Below are 15,158 nucleotides of genomic sequence, written 5' to 3' on the forward strand. Positions count from 1 at the left end.
GCTTATGCCCGGGGGAAGGCCGGATTCGGACTTGTACGGAGGACGTGACAACATGCCGTCATGTCCTCCGCGCTGACCGATCTCTTCCCCCTCCCGATCGTGCAGGCCCCCATGGCGGGCGGCGTCTCCGTGCCGCAGCTCGCAGCGGCCGTGTCCGAGGCCGGGGGGCTCGGTTTCCTCGCCGCCGGCTACAAAACGGCCGACGGCATGTACCAGGAGATCAAGCAGTTGCGGGGCGCCACGAGCCGCCCGTTCGGTGTGAACCTGTTCATGCCGCAGCCCGAGTACGCCGACCCGGCCGCGGTCGAGGTCTACGCCCACCAGCTCGCCGGCGAGGCCTCCTGGTACGAGACCGAACTGGGCGACCCCGACAGCGGACGCGACGACGGTTACGACGCCAAGCTCGCCGTACTCCTCGACAACCCGGTGCCGGTCGTCTCCTTCCACTTCGGCTGCCCCACGCGTGACGTCCTGGACTCCCTGAGCCGGGCCGGCACGCTGACCCTGGTCACGGCGACCACCGCCGAGGAGGCGCAGGCCGTGCAGTGGGCGGGCGCCGACGCGGTGATCGTGCAGGGTGTCGAGGCCGGCGGCCACCAGGGCACCCACCGCGACAACCCGGAGACCGACGGTTCCGGCATAGGACTGCTCTCGCTGATCGCGCAGGTCCGCGAGACCGTGCAGATCCCGATCGTCGCGGCCGGCGGCATCATGCGCGGCAGCCAGATCGCCGCCGCGCTCGCCGCGGGCGCGAGCGCCGCCCAGCTCGGCACGGCGTTCCTCGCCACCCCCGAGTCCGGCGCCAACGCCGTGCACAAGCAGGCGCTGACCAACCCCCTCTTCGTACGTACGCAGTTGACGCGTGCCTTCTCCGGCAGGCCCGCGCGGGGGCTGATGAACCGCTTCATGCGCGAGCACGGGCCGTACGCGCCCGCCGCCTACCCGGATGTCCACCACCTCACCTCCGCGCTCCGCAAGGCGGCTGCCAAGGCCGGGGACGCGCAGGGCATGGCGCTGTGGGCGGGACAGGGCCACCGGCTCGCGCGCGAGCTGCCCGCCGGGCAGCTGGTCGAGGTGCTCGCGGCCGAACTCGCCGCCGCCAAGACAGCGTTGTCTTCCAACTCGGGCGGGGGACCGGTCCGTTGACCGCGCCTGTGTTCGTGGTGGACGTGGTGCCGGGCGGGCCCGAGTTCGTTCTCGACGGCCCCGAGGGGCGGCACGCCGTGTCCGTGAAGCGGCTGCGGGCGGGCGAGGACGTCGTCCTCACCGACGGGCACGGGCGCTGGGTCGAGGGCGTCGTCAAGGCCGCCGAGGGCAAGGACCGGCTCGTGGTCACGGATATCGCCGAGGTGCGTGAGGAGCCCGAGCCGACGCCCCGCATCACCGTCGTCCAGGCCCTGCCCAAGGGCGACCGCGGTGAACTCGCCGTCGAGACCATGACGGAGACCGGTGTCGACGAGATCGTCCCGTGGGCCGCGTCCCGCTGCATCACGCAGTGGAAGGGCGAGCGGGGGCTCAAGGCGCTCGGGAAGTGGCGGGCCACCGCGCGTGAGGCGGGCAAGCAGTCGCGGCGGGTGCGGTTTCCTCGGGTTGCGGACGCGATGACGACCAAACAGGTTGTCGCGTTTCTCGCCGAAGTGGACCTTGGGGTGGTGTTGCACGAGGACCGGGGGTACGGGAGCGAGCCGCTGGCTTCCGCCGAACTGCCCTCCTCCGGGCGGATCGTGCTCGTCGTGGGCCCCGAAGGCGGTGTGTCCCCCGAGGAGTTGGCGGCGTTCACGCAGGCCGGCGCGAAGACCTGCCGACTGGGCCGCACCGTCCTGCGCACCTCCACCGCGGGCACGGCCGCGACGGCCCTGCTCCTGACCCGCACGGGCCGCTGGTCCTGACGGACGGCTCCTCGCCCCCGCCGCCCCTACCCATTCCCGTCCCTTTCTGGGGCTCCGCCCCAGACCCCGTCCGTTGCGATTTCGGGTGCGGGTCCGGTGGGGGCTTGTCGCGCAGTTCCCCGCGCCCCTAAGAACCCAGGTTCTTAGGGGCGCGGGGAACTGCGCAGTCTTTTGGTCTTTTGGGGGTTCGGGGGCGGAGCCCCTGAGTCAGGGACGGGAATGGGTAGGGGCGGCGGGGGCGAAATCGTGGCTGCATGCGGTCTACCGGGCTCCACTCGGGGGTGGCACGCTGCCGTCTATGGGGGCATTGAGGCGTTTACGGGGTCGGATGGGCGGGCGGCGGGGACCGGTCGCGGCCGGCGCCGTCGTCGCGGCCGTGTTCGGCGTGACCGCGTGTGAACCCGGCGACGGAATCAGCACCGCCGCGGTGGCGATCACGACCGACCAGACGGGAACCCGCGAGCTGGAGAAGCAGGGCGTCGACGTCCAGTGGCTGAGTTGTACCGCCTCGTACGGGGACAAGGGACAGACCGCCGGAAGCTCGCCCAGCGCGCGGAGCGTCGCGAACGTCGACTGCGTCGGGGAGGAGAAGGACGGGCGCGAGATCACCATCAAGGGCAAGGTGACGCAGGAGATCAACGGGACCTGTGTGCGGGGTGACCTGACCGCCAGGGTGGGCGGCAAGGAGTGGTTCCGGGTGGATGTGCTCGGGAACTGCAGGGCGGGTACGCCGAGCACCGTCAACCCGTGGACACCGCCCGTCGATCACAGGACGACCCCGCCGCCGGGCCGGCCGGAGGCGACCGTCACCGTCACCAGGACCGTCACCGAGTACCCGCACCCCACCTGCTCGTGCTTCCAGGGCAAGTGATCGAAAGCTCTGGTCGAGGACAGGACCGCTGCATAGGGTGATCGGGTGACACAGACCGCATCCGCCGCATCTGCCCCGTATCTCCGGTACCCGCATCTGCACGGCGAGTTGATCGCCTTCACCGCCGAGGACGACGTCTGGGTCGCGCCGCTCGACGGCGGCCGTGCCTGGCGGGTCAGCGCCGACAACGTCCCGGTGAACCATCCCCGTATCTCCCCGGACGGAACGACCGTCGCCTGGACCTCCACCCGTGACGGGGCACCCGAGGTGCATATCGCCCCCGTCGACGGCGGTTCCACCAAACGCCTTACGCACTGGGGGAGTTGGAAGACCCAGGTGCGCGGCTGGACCCCGGACGGCGAGGTGCTCGCGCTCAGCACACAGGGCCAGGCGAGCCTGCGCCGCAGCTGGGCCCGGGCCGTCCCGCTCGACGGCGGACCGGCGACCACCCTCCCGTACGGGCCTGTCGGCGATGTGGCCCGGGGCGGCCCCGGCACGCTCCTGCTGTCCGCGCCCATGGGCCGGGAGGCCGCCTGGTGGAAGCGGTACCGGGGCGGCACGGCCGGGAAGCTGTGGATCGACCGGGAGGGCGAGGGGGAGGCCGGGGAGTTCGTACGGCTGCATGCCGACCTGGACGGGAATCTGGAGTACCCCTCGTGGGTGGGGGAGCGGGTCGTCTTCCTCTCCGACCATGAAGGTGTCGGGGCCGTCTACTCCTCCCTCGCCGACGCATCGGATCTGCGGCGGCATACGGCAGTTGACGGGTTCTACGCCCGGCACGCCTCCACCGACGGGACGCGTGTCGTCTACGCGTCCGCCGGTGAGCTGTGGATCCTCGACGACCTCGACGGGGCCGAGCCACGAAGGCTCGACATCCGGCTCGGCGGACAGCGCGTCGATCTGCAGCCGCATCCCGTGAGCGCGGCCCGCTGGTTCGGTGCCGCCGCGCCCGACCACACCGGACGCGGCAGCGCGGTCGCCGTGCGCGGGGCCGTCCACTGGGTCACCCACCGCTCGGGCCCGGCCCGCGCACTCGCCGCCGAACAGGGCGTACGGGCCCGGCTGCCGCGCACCTTCCGCGCGGACGGCGAGGAACACGTGGTGTGGGTGACGGACGCCGAGGGTGATGACGCCCTCGAGTTCGCGCCCGCCACCGGTGTCGCGCCCGGAGCCACCCCACGCCGGCTCGCCGCCGGACAGCTCGGGCGGGTGCTCGGGCTCGCGGTGGCGCCCGACGGCAGCCGCGCCGCGGTCGCCTCGCACGACGGCCGGGTCCTGCTCGTCGAGCGCGAGACCGGCGAGGTACGGGAGGTCGACCGCAGCGAGGACGGCGAGGTCTCCGGGCTCGCCTTCTCGCCCGACTCGGCCTGGCTCGCCTGGTCGCACCCCGGCCCGCGCCCGCTGCGCCAGCTCAAGCTCGCGAACACCGCGGACCTGTCGGTGACCGAGGCGACACCGCTCCGATTCCGGGACTACGCGCCCGCGTTCACCCTCGACGGGAAGCATCTGGCCTTCCTGTCGGCGCGGTCCTTCGACCCCGTCTACGACGAGCACGTCTTCGACCTGGCCTTCGTCGGGGGCTCGCGGCCGCATCTCATCACCCTCGCCGCGACCACCCCCTCGCCGTTCGGGCCGCAGCGGCACGGCCGGCCCTTCGAGGCGCCCGACAAGGACGAGACGCCCGACAGCGAGGGCTCCCCGGCGACCCGGATCGACCTCGACGGACTCGGCGACCGCATCGTGCCGTTCCCCGTCGAGGCCGCCCGCTACTCGGGACTGAAGGCCGCCAAGGACGGGCTGCTGTGGCTGCGGCACCCCGTGCGGGGCGTGCTCGGCGCCTCCCGCGCCACCCCGGACGACCCGGACCCGAAGACCGACCTGGAGCGCTACGACCTCGTCCAGCAGCGCATGGAGCACCTCGCCTCGGACGCCGACGGCTTCATGGTCACCGGCGACGGCAAGCGGATCCTGCTGTGGACCGACAGCAAGCTCAAGGTCGTACCGAGCGACCGGCGCGCCTCGAACGACGACGAGAGCGACACCAACATCACCGTCGACCTCTCGCGCATCCGCCAGACCGTCGACCCGGCCGCCGAGTGGCGGCAGATGTACGACGAGACCGGCCGCCTCATGCGCGACAACTTCTGGCGCCCCGACCTGGGCGGCACCGACTGGGACGGCGTACTGGACCGGTACCGGCCCGTGCTCGAACGGGTCGCCACCCACGACGACCTCGTCGACCTGCTGTGGGAGGTGCAGGGAGAGCTCGGCACCTCGCACGCGTACGTCATGCCGCGCGGCGGATACGGCGGCGGCGAGCGGCAGGGGCTGCTCGGCGCCGACATCTCCCGCCACGAGGACGGCCCGCAGGGTTCGCCGCAGTGGCGCATCGACCGCATCCTGCCGTCGGAGACCTCCGACCCGGACGCGCAGTCGCCGCTCGCCGCGCCCGGGGTCGCCGTGCGCGCAGGGGACGCGATCGTGGCCGTCTCCGGGCGGCCCGTCGACCCGGTGACCGGGCCCGGACCGCTGCTCGTCGGCACGGCGGGCAAGGCCGTCGAGCTCACCGTGTCCCCGGCGGGCGGCGGCGATCCGCGGCACGCCGTCGTCGTACCGATCTCCGACGAGGAACCGCTGCGCTACCACGCGTGGGTGGCCGACCGGCGCGCCTACGTCCACGAGAAGTCCGGCGGACGGCTCGGCTATCTCCACGTGCCCGACATGCAGGCGCCAGGCTGGGCGCAGATCCACCGCGACCTGCGGATCGAGGTCGCCCGCGAGGGTCTCGTCGTGGACGTCCGCGAGAACCGCGGCGGCCACACCTCCCAGCTGGTCGTCGAGAAACTCGCCCGGCGCATCGTCGGCTGGGACCTCGCCCGCGGCATGCGGCCCACCAGTTATCCGGAGGACGCGCCGCGCGGGCCCGTCGTCGCCGTCGCCAACGAGTTCTCCGGTTCGGACGGCGACATCGTCAACGCAGCGATCAAGGCCCTCGGTATCGGGCCCGTCGTCGGTACGCGTACCTGGGGTGGCGTCGTCGGGATCGACAGCCGGTACCGGCTCGTCGACGGGACGCTCGTCACCCAGCCCAAGTACGCGTTCTGGCTGGAGGGTTACGAGTGGGGCGTGGAGAACCACGGCGTCGATCCGGACGTCGAGGTGGTCCAGGCCCCGCAGGACTACGCGGCCGGGCGTGACGTGCAGCTCGACGAGGCGATCCGTATCGCGCTGGCGGCGCTGGAGGAAAACCCGACGAGGACGCCTCCGGTGTTGCCGGGTTCGTAGGGCACTCGGGTTCGCAGGGCGCCCGGAGCGCGGTTCTTCGGGTGCGGGTGCGTGGGGGCTGGTCGCGCAGTTCTCCGCGCCCCTTGCGGGGCACGGGCTCGGTACCATGCCCGGGCATCGATCATCCAGCGTGAGGAGGCCGCGCATGGCAGGGGAAGCGCAGGACGACTGTCTGTTCTGCAAGATCGTCGGTGGGAAGATCCCGGCGACCGTCGTCCGAGAGACCGAAACGACCGTCGCCTTCCGGGACATCAACCCGCAGGCACCCATCCACGTCCTGGTGATCCCGAAGGTCCACCACCCGGACGCCGCCTCCCTCGCGATCGCCGAGCCGGCGATCCTGGCCGACGTCGTGCGCGAGGCCGGTGAGGTCGCCGCCGAGGAGAAGCTCGACAGCTACCGCATCGTCTTCAACACCGGCAGTGGGGCCGGACAGACCGTCTTCCACGCGCACGCCCATGTACTGGGCGGCCGCGGCATGCAGTGGCCGCCGGGCTAGGGGGTCTGGAAACTCGGGTAACTCGACGTGTCCGTACGTGAATTGGTGGTCCTCGGCACCGCCAGCCAGGTGCCCACCCGGCACCGCAACCACAACGGCTATCTGCTGCGCTGGGACGGCGAGGGCATCCTCTTCGACCCCGGTGAGGGCACGCAGCGGCAGATGCTGCGCGCCGGGGCCGCCGCGCACGACCTCCACCGGATCTGCGTCACGCACTTCCACGGCGACCACTCCCTCGGCCTCGCCGGAGTGATCCAGCGGATCAACCTCGACCGGGTGCCGCACGAGATCACCGCCCACTTCCCGCGCTCCGGGCAGCGGTTCTACGACCGGCTGCGGTACTCGACCGCCTACCGCGAGACGGTCCCGCTCACCGAGGCGCCGGTCGACTCCGACGGCGTACTCGCGTCCACGGCGTCGTACGTGCTGGAGGCCCGCAAGCTCTCCCACCCCGTCGAGGCGTACGGCTACCGGCTCGTCGAACCCGACGGGCGGCGGATGCTGCCCGAGCGGCTCGCCTCGTACGGGATCAAGGGGGCGGACGTCGGGCGGATCCAGCGGGAGGGCGCGCTGGGGGACGTGTCGCTCGACGACGTCAGCGAGGTGCGGCGCGGGCAGCGGTTCGCGTTCGTCATGGACACCCGGCTGTGCGACGGGGTGTACGCGCTCGCGGAGGGGTGCGACATGCTCGTCATCGAGTCGACGTTCCTCGACGGGGACATCCAACTCGCCGTCGACCACGGGCACCTGACGGCAGGTCAGGCAGCGGCGGTGGCCCGGGACGCGGGTGTACGGCATCTCGTGCTCACGCACTTCAGCCAGCGGTACGACGATCCCGAGGAGTTCGAGCGGCAGGCACGGGCCGCCGGCTTCGAGGGGGAGCTGACGGTGGCGCACGATCTGCTGCGGGTGCCGGTACCGAAGCGCAGATGAAACGGCCGTACGATGCCTTGATGCCCATCCCGAAAGCCGAACTGCACCTGCACATCGAAGGCACCCTGGAGCCCGAGCTGGCCTTTGCGCTTGCCGCTCGCAACGGTGTTCCGCTGCCCTACGCGGACACCGACGCACTGCGCGAGGCCTATCAGTTCTCGGATCTGCAGTCGTTCCTGAACCTGTACTACGAGCTCATGGCCGTGCTGCGGACCGAGGACGACTTCGCGGACCTCGCCGACGCGTATCTCGCGCGGGCCGCCGCGCAGGGGGTGCGGCACGCTGAGATCTTCTTCGATCCGCAGGCGCACATCTCCCGGGGCGTCGGGATCGGGACCGTGGTCGAGGGGCTCGGGCGGGCGCTCGACCGGAGCGAGGCCGTGCACGGGATCTCCACCCAGCTGATCATGTGCTTCCTGCGGGACGAGTCCGCCGAGTCCGCGATGGAGACCCTCCAGGCCGCGAAGCCGTACCTCGGCCGGATCGTCGGTGTCGGGCTCGACTCCGCGGAGGTCGGGCATCCGCCCGTGAAGTTCCGTGAGGTGTACGAGGCCGCTGCCGCGCTCGGGCTGCGGCGGGTCGCCCACGCGGGGGAGGAGGGGCCGCCCTCCTACATCACCGAGGCGCTCGACGTGCTCGGGGTCGAGCGGATCGATCACGGACTGCGGTGTGTGGAGGATCCTGAGCTGGTGGCGCGGCTGGTGCGGGATCAGGTGCCGTTGACGTTGTGTCCGCTGTCCAATGTCCGGCTGCGGACCGTCGACGTCCTGGAGGAGCATCCGTTGCCCGCGATGCTCGACGCGGGGCTGCTGTGCACGGTCAACTCCGATGATCCCGCGTACTTCGGTGGATACGTCGAGGACAACTTCCTTGCCGTCCGCGAGGCGCTGGGCCTCTCTCCCGACCGGCTGCGCGACCTGGCTCGCAACTCCTTCCTCGCGTCGTTCCTCGACGATGACGAGGAGCGACGGGCCAGGTACCTCGCGGAGGTGGAGACGTACGAGTTCCCGTGACGGGAGCTTTTCCTCGCCCCCGCCGCCCCTGCCCATTCCCGTCCCCTGGGGCTCCGCCCCAGACCCCGTTCGGAGCGATTTCGGGTGCGGGTCGGTGGGGGCTTGTCGCGCAGTTCCCCGCGCCCCTGAAAGGGGCGCGGGGAACTGCGCAGTCTTTTGGGGGTTCGGGGGCGGAGCCCCTGAGTCAGGGACGGGAATGGGCAGGGGCGGCGGGGGCGAAAACCGTTCCGGCACGGCGTGACACTCCGCGGGCGGTGGAGTGGTTGGTGCACACTGGCCTGAATCCGCACCACCTCATGGGAGCGCACCGTGACCGCGTCCAACGGAGAGGGACCGCACAGCCGGACCGCCCAGGTCGACCCCCTCGCAGGGCTGCGCGCCCACGACGACCCGCCCTGGGACGTCTACCTCACCGGCACAGTCTTCCTCGACATCATCTTCACCGGACTCGACTCCGCCCCGGTCCGCGGCACCGAGTCCTGGGCGCGCGGGATGGGGTCCAGCCCTGGCGGGGTCGCCAACATGGCCACCGCGCTCGCCCGGCTCGGCCTGAAGACGTCCCTCGCCGCCGCCTTCGGCGACGACCACTACGGCGAGTACTGCTGGGACGCCCTGGAGCAGGGCGAACGCATCGACCTCTCCACGTCACGCACGGTACCGGGCTGGCACTCCCCGGTGACCGTCTCTATGGCGTACGAGGGCGAGCGGACGATGGTCAGCCACGGACACGAGCCGCCCCCGGAGGAGCCCGCCCCGGACTGCCCGCCCCGCGCACGCGCGGCCGTCGCGTCGCTCACGCCGGGCATCCGCGCCCCTTGGATCGCCGGGGCGGCGGGCAAGGGGACGAGGATCTTCGCCGACGTCGGCTGGGACGACACGGGCCGCTGGGACCTTGCCGGGCTCCCGGACCTGGCGCACTGCGAGGCGTTCCTGCCGAACGCCCAGGAGGCCATGCGGTACACGGGCGCCTCGTGTCCGCGCGCGGCCGCCCACGCGCTCACCGAGCACGTGCCGCTCGCCGTCGTCACTCTCGGTGCCGAGGGCGCGTACGCCGTGGACGGACGGACCGGCGAGACCGCCGAGGTTCCGGCCATCGAGGTCGAGGCCATGGATCCCACCGGCGCGGGGGACGTGTTCGTGGCCGGGTTCGTCATGGGCACCCTGGCCGGATGGCCGCTGGCCGACCGGCTCGCCTTCGCGGGCCTCACCGCCGCCCTGTCGGTCCAGGAGTTCGGGGGGTCCCTGTCCGCCCCCGGCTGGTCGGAGATCGCCGGATGGTGGCGGCGTGTGCAGTCGTACGACCACCAGGATCCGGCGGCGCTCGGCCGGTACGCCTTCCTTGAGCCCCTCCTCCCGGAGCCGAGCCGGGCATGGCCCCTGCGGCGGGCGGTACCGACGATCGGGTTCGGCAGATCGGCGTGAGGGCGCCGGCGGATCGGGGTGAGGCCGCAGGTGGATCCTCGTGAGGCCGCAGGTGGATCCGGGTGCGGTCGGGCGTGGATTCACGCGGGGTCACCGAAGGATTCGCCACGGGTCACCGGCGGATTCACGTGAGGCCACCGGTGCGGGCGAAAAGTCCTACGGCGTTGTCGGTGCCCCGTCGTACTCTTGGAAGCACAAGGCTGCCGTACCGGCAAGCGTGCCTCACCGAGGAGGATGAGCAGGCCTACAGAGCCGGCCCATGACGCAGACACCCACAGCTCACACCCCCGCGCAGGGGCAGTCACGAGCGCAGTTCACCGTCCCGGCCAAACACCCCATGGTGACCGTGCTGGGGTCTGGAGACGCCCTTCTGCGCGTGATCGAGAAGGCCTTCCCGGCGGCCGACATCCATGTCCGGGGCAATGAGATCAGCGCCGTCGGCGATGCCCGTGAAGTGGCCCTCGTCCAGCGCCTGTTCGACGAGATGATGCTGGTGCTCCGCACCGGACAGCCGATGACGGAGGACGCAGTGGAACGCTCGATCGCCATGCTGAGGGCGAGCGAGAACGGGGAGGGCGACGGCCAGGAGACCCCGGCCGAAGTGCTCACACAGAACATCCTGTCCTCGCGCGGCCGCACCATCCGCCCCAAGACGCTCAACCAGAAGCGTTACGTCGACGCCATCGACAAGCACACCATCGTCTTCGGCATCGGCCCCGCCGGTACGGGCAAGACCTACCTCGCCATGGCCAAGGCCGTGCAGGCGCTCCAGGCCAAGCAGGTCAGCCGGATCATCCTGACCCGCCCCGCGGTGGAGGCGGGAGAGCGGCTGGGATTCCTGCCCGGCACGCTCTACGAGAAGATCGACCCCTACCTGCGCCCGCTGTACGACGCGCTGCACGACATGCTCGACCCGGACTCGATCCCGCGGCTGATGGCGGCCGGGACCATCGAGGTGGCCCCGCTCGCCTACATGCGTGGTCGTACGCTCAACGACGCCTTCATCATTCTGGACGAGGCCCAGAACACGAGCTCCGAACAGATGAAGATGTTCCTCACCCGCCTCGGCTTCGAGTCGAAGATCGTGATCACGGGTGACGTCACCCAGGTCGACCTGCCGAGCGGCACGAAGTCGGGTCTGCGTCAGGTCCAGGACATCCTGGAGGGCCTCGACGACGTCCACTTCTCCCGCCTCACGTCCCACGACGTCGTCCGGCACAAGCTGGTCGGCCGTATCGTCGACGCGTACGAGAAGTACGACAGCCAGAACGGTACGGAGAACGGCACCCACAAGGGCGCCCGTAACAAGCGGAAGTAGACCAGCGCGACCATGTCGATCGACGTCAACAACGAGTCCGGAACCGAGGTCGACGAGCAGGCGATCCTCGACATCGCCCGCTATGCCCTCGCCCGGATGCGGATCCACCCGCTCTCCGAGCTCTCGGTGATCGTCGTGGACGCCGACGCCATGGAGCAGTTGCACATCCAGTGGATGGACCTGCCGGGTCCGACCGATGTCATGTCGTTCCCGATGGACGAGCTGCGGCCGCCGTCGAAGGACGACGACGAGCAGCCGCCCCAGGGGCTGCTCGGTGACATCGTGCTCTGCCCCGAGGTCGCCGAGCGGCAGGGCAAGGAAGCCGACACACAGCACTCCATGGACGAGGAGCTCCAGCTCCTCACCGTCCATGGAGTGCTGCATCTGCTCGGCTACGACCACGAGGAGCCGGACGAGAAGGCCGAGATGTTCGGCCTCCAGGCGGCCATCGTGGACGGCTGGCGTGCGGAGAAGGGCCTGACCGGCCCGTCCCCGGCCCCGACCGTCTCATGAGCCCGCAACTCGTCGTGGGCGCCATCGCCCTGGTCGTGGTCGCCTGGCTCGCCGCCTGCGCGGAGGCCGGTCTCGCCCGCGTCTCCAGCTTCCGCGCCGAGGAGGCCGTCAGGTCCGGCCGCCGCGGCAGCGCCAAGCTCGCCCAGGTCGCCGCCGACCCGACCCGCTATCTGAACGTGGCGCTGCTGGTGCGCGTCGCCTGCGAGATGGCGTCCGCCGCGCTCGTCACGTACGCCTGTCTGCAGGAGTTCGCCGAGACCTGGGAGGCGCTGGCCGTCGCCATCGGCGTGATGGTCCTCGTCTCGTACGTGGCGGTCGGCGTCTCCCCGCGCACCATCGGCCGTCAGCACCCGCTGAACACGGCCACGGCGGCCGCGTACGTACTGCTTCCGCTCGCCAGGATCATGGGCCCGATCCCGCCGCTCCTGATCCTCATCGGCAACGCGCTCACACCCGGCAAGGGCTTCCGGCGCGGTCCGTTCGCCTCCGAGGCCGAGCTGCGCGCGATGGTCGACCTCGCGGAGAAGGAGTCGCTCATCGAGGACGAGGAGCGCCGCATGGTGCACTCCGTCTTCGAGCTGGGCGACACGCTCGTACGGGAGGTCATGGTCCCGCGCACGGACCTGGTGGTCATCGAGCGCTACAAGACGATCCGGCAGGCGCTGACGCTGGCCCTGCGGTCCGGTTTCTCCCGCGTCCCCGTCACGGGGGAGAGCGAGGACGACATCGTGGGGATCGTGTATCTGAAGGACCTGGCCAGAAAGACGCACATCAGCCGGGACGCGGAGAGCGAGCTCGTGTCGACGGCGATGCGGCCGGCGGCCTTCGTCCCGGACACGAAGAACGCCGGCGATCTGCTGCGCGAGATGCAGCAGGACCGCAACCACGTCGCCGTCGTCATCGACGAGTACGGCGGCACGGCAGGCATCGTCACCATCGAGGACATCCTCGAGGAGATCGTCGGCGAGATCACCGACGAGTACGACCGTGAGCTGCCGCCCGTGGAGGACCTCGGCGACGACCGCTACCGCGTGACCGCACGGCTGGACATCGGAGACCTCGGCGAGCTGTACGGCTTCGAGGCGTACGACGACGAGGACGTCGAGACGGTGGGCGGCCTCCTCGCGAAGGCGCTCGGACGTGTGCCCATCGCCGCCGCCTCGTCGGTGGTCGAACTGCCCGACGGACGCGAGCTGCGGCTGACGGCGGAGGCCTCGGCCGGCCGCCGCAACAAGATCGTCACGGTGCTGGTCGAGCCCGTCGGCCCGGCCGGCTCCCCCGAGGAGGAGAAGCCGGAGTGACCCCGCAGGAGCTGCGCACGTTCTGCCTGTCCTTCAACGCGACCGTCGAGGACTTCCCCTTCTCTCCGGAGATCTCGGTCTTCAAGGTGCTGGGCAAGCTGTTCGCCCTGACGAGTCTGGACGCCCGTCCGCTCACGGTGAATCTGAAGTGCGACCCCGATGACGCGGTGCGCCTGCGCGCCGAGTACGAGGGCCTGATCATCCCGGGCTACCACATGAACAAACGCCACTGGAACACGGTGACGGCCGACGGGGACCTCCCCGACCGGCTGGTCAGGGAACTCGTCGAGGACTCGTACGACCTCGTGGTGGCGGGACTGCCCCGGTCGGAACGGCTGCGGCTGGACCGGAGCTGAAGGAGCGCACGGCGGCCGTGCCTGCTTCAGGAAGCTGTTCCTGCGGGCTCGCCATCGCGTGGGCGGGGCGGCAGAATGGGGGGACCGGTGGAAGCGAGACGGCTCCACTCCGGGCACCGGCCAAGGAGACTCGGAGTGGAACACTTGTATTGGCGTCCACCTCACCTGGCCCCGGCCCCTCTGGTCGGGGCCACGTGTGTGTCACACGTGGAGGATCCAGTCGTCGATGATCTCGTAGATCACGGCGATGAGGCTGGCCCAGGGGGCGGCGATGACCGCCCATTCGGCCCACGTGCGGATGTTGCGACGCCCGTCCGGCTCTTCGGCCATGGGGCTGTTCTCCTTCCTCGGTCCCGGCTCCACGTGATGCCGTGGATACCGCGGTGAGCCACGAACGGGTGGTTCCGAGGCGGTGAAGGAGAGGGCACCCGATGGGGTGAGCCGACCTCTGCGATCGCTTGGCGATCAACCTCCCTGTGCTGCTTGGCAGTTGGGTACAGCACTGCTTTGAGCCAGCCTAGCCTGCAGGTCCTTTTCTGGGTAGTACTGTCGGCGAGTTGGCGGATGTCATGAAGAATTTCGGTTGCTCCGTTGAGACGTCTCACTGTCAGCCGCATCGCTAGGAGCGAGGTAGCGTTCGGCAAACTGCCGGAGGGAGCGCTGCTGATTGTCGACCCAATGTGCGCCATTCGAGGTTCCCCTCGGCTGCCCAGTAAACTGTCAGCCAGGAAGGACTCGATGAGTGAGATGCTAGTCTGCTATGTTGCAACTCGCATGGTCTGTTTGGGGGTGGAGCCATCGTGAGCGCGCCAAGTGCGGCACTACAGCGGCTACGGCTGCGTACGGAGCTCCGCAGGGCACGTGTCGCCGCCGATCTCACACAGCGCCAGGTCGCGGCGAAGATGGAGTGGAGCCCCTCCAAGCTGATCCGTATCGAGGCGGGCGAGGTCGGCATCTCCGTCAACGACCTGCGCCCTCTTCTCGCCGCGTACGGGATCGGTGACCGGCGCAAGATCGATGCCCTGCTCGATCTGGCCCGGGGCAGCCGGAAGATGCCCTTCACGGAGTTCCGGGACGTGTACGGCAAGGAGTTCCTCCAGTTCCTCGCCCTGGAGTCGGCGGCGTCGATCATCCGGCACTACGGCTCGCTGGTGATCCCGGGCCTCCTCCAGACCGAGGAGTATGCGCGGGCCGTCATGACGGCCTACGACAAGGGGGTCTCCGACGAGGCGCTGGACCGTGCCGTCGAGGCGCGGCTCACCCGTCAGGAGGTGCTGTCCGCCGAAGGCGGGCGCCAACTGTTCTTCATCCTCGACGAGTCGGTCGTGCGCAGGCGCGTCGGCGGGCGTGGGGTGATGCGGGCCCAGCTGGAGCGGCTTGCCGAGCTGGGAGCCGAACCGCACATCACCATCCAGGTCCTGCCGTTCAGTATCGGCACCCATCCGGCCATGCAGGGGCCCTTCACGCTCTTCGAGTTCGAGGCCGAGGAGATGCCGGACTCGCTGTATCTGGAAGACCCTCGCGGCGGCACCTACGCCGGCAACTCGGCCGAGGAGACGGGGCGTTATCTGGAGACGTTCTGGGAGCTGGAAGACCTGGCCATCAAGGACGAGGCCGGCGTCGTGCTGCCCAGGCTCGCGGCCAGGATGGGTGAGGGATCCGACGACCTGGAGACGCTTCTGGAGAACGAAGCGGAGTAGCGGGAGCCTTCCCGCCCTACGGACTGCGTCAACTCGCGTTGGTGTGCGGGATGTTGGC

14 protein-coding genes are annotated in these 15,158 nt (G+C 70.4%); 13 read left to right on the plus strand and 1 reads right to left on the minus strand.

Features of this window, described 5'->3' with window-relative positions; genetic code table 11:
- Nucleotides 1-60: 60 nt before the first annotated feature.
- The 12 genes from JEQ17_RS31090 to JEQ17_RS31145 all read left to right on the plus strand — a co-directional run bounded on the left by JEQ17_RS31090 (nt 61) and on the right by JEQ17_RS31145 (nt 13,400).
- Nucleotides 61-1,146, plus strand: a complete 1,086-nt coding sequence (locus JEQ17_RS31090) for a nitronate monooxygenase (RefSeq protein ID WP_200398224.1) — start codon at nt 61-63, stop codon at nt 1,144-1,146.
- The gene (locus JEQ17_RS31095) at nt 1,143-1,889 is read left to right on the plus strand and encodes a 16S rRNA (uracil(1498)-N(3))-methyltransferase (protein ID WP_200398225.1); all 747 of its coding nucleotides are present in this window, start codon (nt 1,143-1,145) and stop codon (nt 1,887-1,889) included. Before JEQ17_RS31090 ends, JEQ17_RS31095 begins: the two co-directional genes overlap by 4 nt.
- Nucleotides 1,890-2,217: 328 nt before the next feature.
- Nucleotides 2,218-2,760 (plus strand): hypothetical protein, encoded by a 543-nt coding sequence (locus tag JEQ17_RS31100; RefSeq protein WP_234048443.1) that lies wholly within the window; start codon nt 2,218-2,220, stop codon nt 2,758-2,760.
- Nucleotides 2,761-2,805: 45 nt separating this feature from the next.
- Nucleotides 2,806-6,045 (plus strand): S41 family peptidase, encoded by a 3,240-nt coding sequence (locus JEQ17_RS31105; RefSeq protein ID WP_200398227.1) that lies wholly within the window; start codon nt 2,806-2,808, stop codon nt 6,043-6,045.
- A gap of 145 nt (nt 6,046-6,190) precedes the next feature.
- Nucleotides 6,191-6,544, plus strand: a complete 354-nt coding sequence (locus JEQ17_RS31110; protein WP_200398228.1) for a histidine triad nucleotide-binding protein — start codon at nt 6,191-6,193, stop codon at nt 6,542-6,544.
- 27 nt (nt 6,545-6,571) lie between these two features.
- Entirely contained in the window at nt 6,572-7,477 is a 906-nt protein-coding gene (locus JEQ17_RS31115) for a ribonuclease Z (protein WP_200398229.1), read from the plus strand.
- A gap of 20 nt (nt 7,478-7,497) precedes the next feature.
- On the plus strand, nt 7,498-8,490 hold the full coding sequence (locus JEQ17_RS31120) for an adenosine deaminase (RefSeq protein WP_200398230.1): 993 nt from the start codon (nt 7,498-7,500) through the stop codon (nt 8,488-8,490).
- Between the two features lie 309 nt (nt 8,491-8,799).
- Nucleotides 8,800-9,912 carry a carbohydrate kinase family protein gene (locus JEQ17_RS31125; protein ID WP_200398231.1) on the plus strand — a complete coding sequence of 371 codons (1,113 nt, stop codon included), beginning with the start codon at nt 8,800-8,802 and terminating at the stop codon, nt 9,910-9,912.
- A 259-nt stretch (nt 9,913-10,171) separates the two neighbouring features.
- Entirely contained in the window at nt 10,172-11,230 is a 1,059-nt protein-coding gene (locus JEQ17_RS31130) for a PhoH family protein (RefSeq protein WP_200398232.1), read from the plus strand.
- A 12-nt stretch (nt 11,231-11,242) separates the two neighbouring features.
- Nucleotides 11,243-11,743 carry an rRNA maturation RNase YbeY gene (gene ybeY / locus JEQ17_RS31135; protein ID WP_055612361.1) on the plus strand — a complete coding sequence of 167 codons (501 nt, stop codon included), beginning with the start codon at nt 11,243-11,245 and terminating at the stop codon, nt 11,741-11,743.
- Complete coding sequence (locus JEQ17_RS31140; RefSeq protein WP_200398233.1) at nt 11,740-13,044, plus strand: hemolysin family protein; 1,305 nt, start codon at nt 11,740-11,742, stop codon at nt 13,042-13,044. The genes ybeY and JEQ17_RS31140 overlap by 4 nt, the downstream gene beginning before the upstream one ends.
- The gene (locus JEQ17_RS31145) at nt 13,041-13,400 is read left to right on the plus strand and encodes an MmcQ/YjbR family DNA-binding protein (RefSeq protein ID WP_200398234.1); all 360 of its coding nucleotides are present in this window, start codon (nt 13,041-13,043) and stop codon (nt 13,398-13,400) included. The genes JEQ17_RS31140 and JEQ17_RS31145 overlap by 4 nt, the downstream gene beginning before the upstream one ends.
- A gap of 201 nt (nt 13,401-13,601) precedes the next feature.
- On the opposite strand, the gene JEQ17_RS50550 is transcribed toward JEQ17_RS31145, so the two are convergent.
- The gene (locus tag JEQ17_RS50550; RefSeq protein ID WP_257678097.1) at nt 13,602-13,730 is read right to left on the minus strand and encodes a hypothetical protein; all 129 of its coding nucleotides are present in this window, start codon (nt 13,728-13,730) and stop codon (nt 13,602-13,604) included.
- Nucleotides 13,731-14,200: 470 nt separating this feature from the next.
- On the opposite strand from JEQ17_RS50550, the gene JEQ17_RS31150 reads away from it, so the two are divergent.
- Nucleotides 14,201-15,100, plus strand: coding sequence for a helix-turn-helix domain-containing protein (locus tag JEQ17_RS31150; RefSeq protein ID WP_200398235.1), 900 nt, complete (start codon nt 14,201-14,203; stop codon nt 15,098-15,100).
- Nucleotides 15,101-15,158: the final 58 nt, after the last annotated feature.

This window comes from Streptomyces liliifuscus (genome assembly GCF_016598615.1).
Lineage (GTDB): Bacteria > Actinomycetota > Actinomycetes > Streptomycetales > Streptomycetaceae > Streptomyces > Streptomyces liliifuscus.

Excerpts from the sequence above, each read along its gene's own strand:
- JEQ17_RS31090 (WP_200398224.1), top strand. The coding sequence starts at position 61 with ATGTCCTCCGCGCTGACCGATCTCTTCCCCCTCCCGATCGTGCAGGCC.
- JEQ17_RS31100 (WP_234048443.1), top strand. The coding sequence starts at position 2,218 with ATGGGCGGGCGGCGGGGACCGGTCGCGGCCGGCGCCGTCGTCGCGGCC.
- JEQ17_RS31110 (WP_200398228.1), top strand. The coding sequence starts at position 6,191 with ATGGCAGGGGAAGCGCAGGACGACTGTCTGTTCTGCAAGATCGTCGGT.
- JEQ17_RS31120 (WP_200398230.1), top strand. The coding sequence starts at position 7,498 with ATGCCCATCCCGAAAGCCGAACTGCACCTGCACATCGAAGGCACCCTG.
- JEQ17_RS31130 (WP_200398232.1), top strand. The coding sequence starts at position 10,172 with ATGACGCAGACACCCACAGCTCACACCCCCGCGCAGGGGCAGTCACGA.
- ybeY (WP_055612361.1), top strand. The coding sequence starts at position 11,243 with ATGTCGATCGACGTCAACAACGAGTCCGGAACCGAGGTCGACGAGCAG.
- JEQ17_RS31140 (WP_200398233.1), top strand. The coding sequence starts at position 11,740 with ATGAGCCCGCAACTCGTCGTGGGCGCCATCGCCCTGGTCGTGGTCGCC.
- JEQ17_RS50550 (WP_257678097.1), bottom strand. The coding sequence starts at position 13,730 with ATGGCCGAAGAGCCGGACGGGCGTCGCAACATCCGCACGTGGGCCGAA.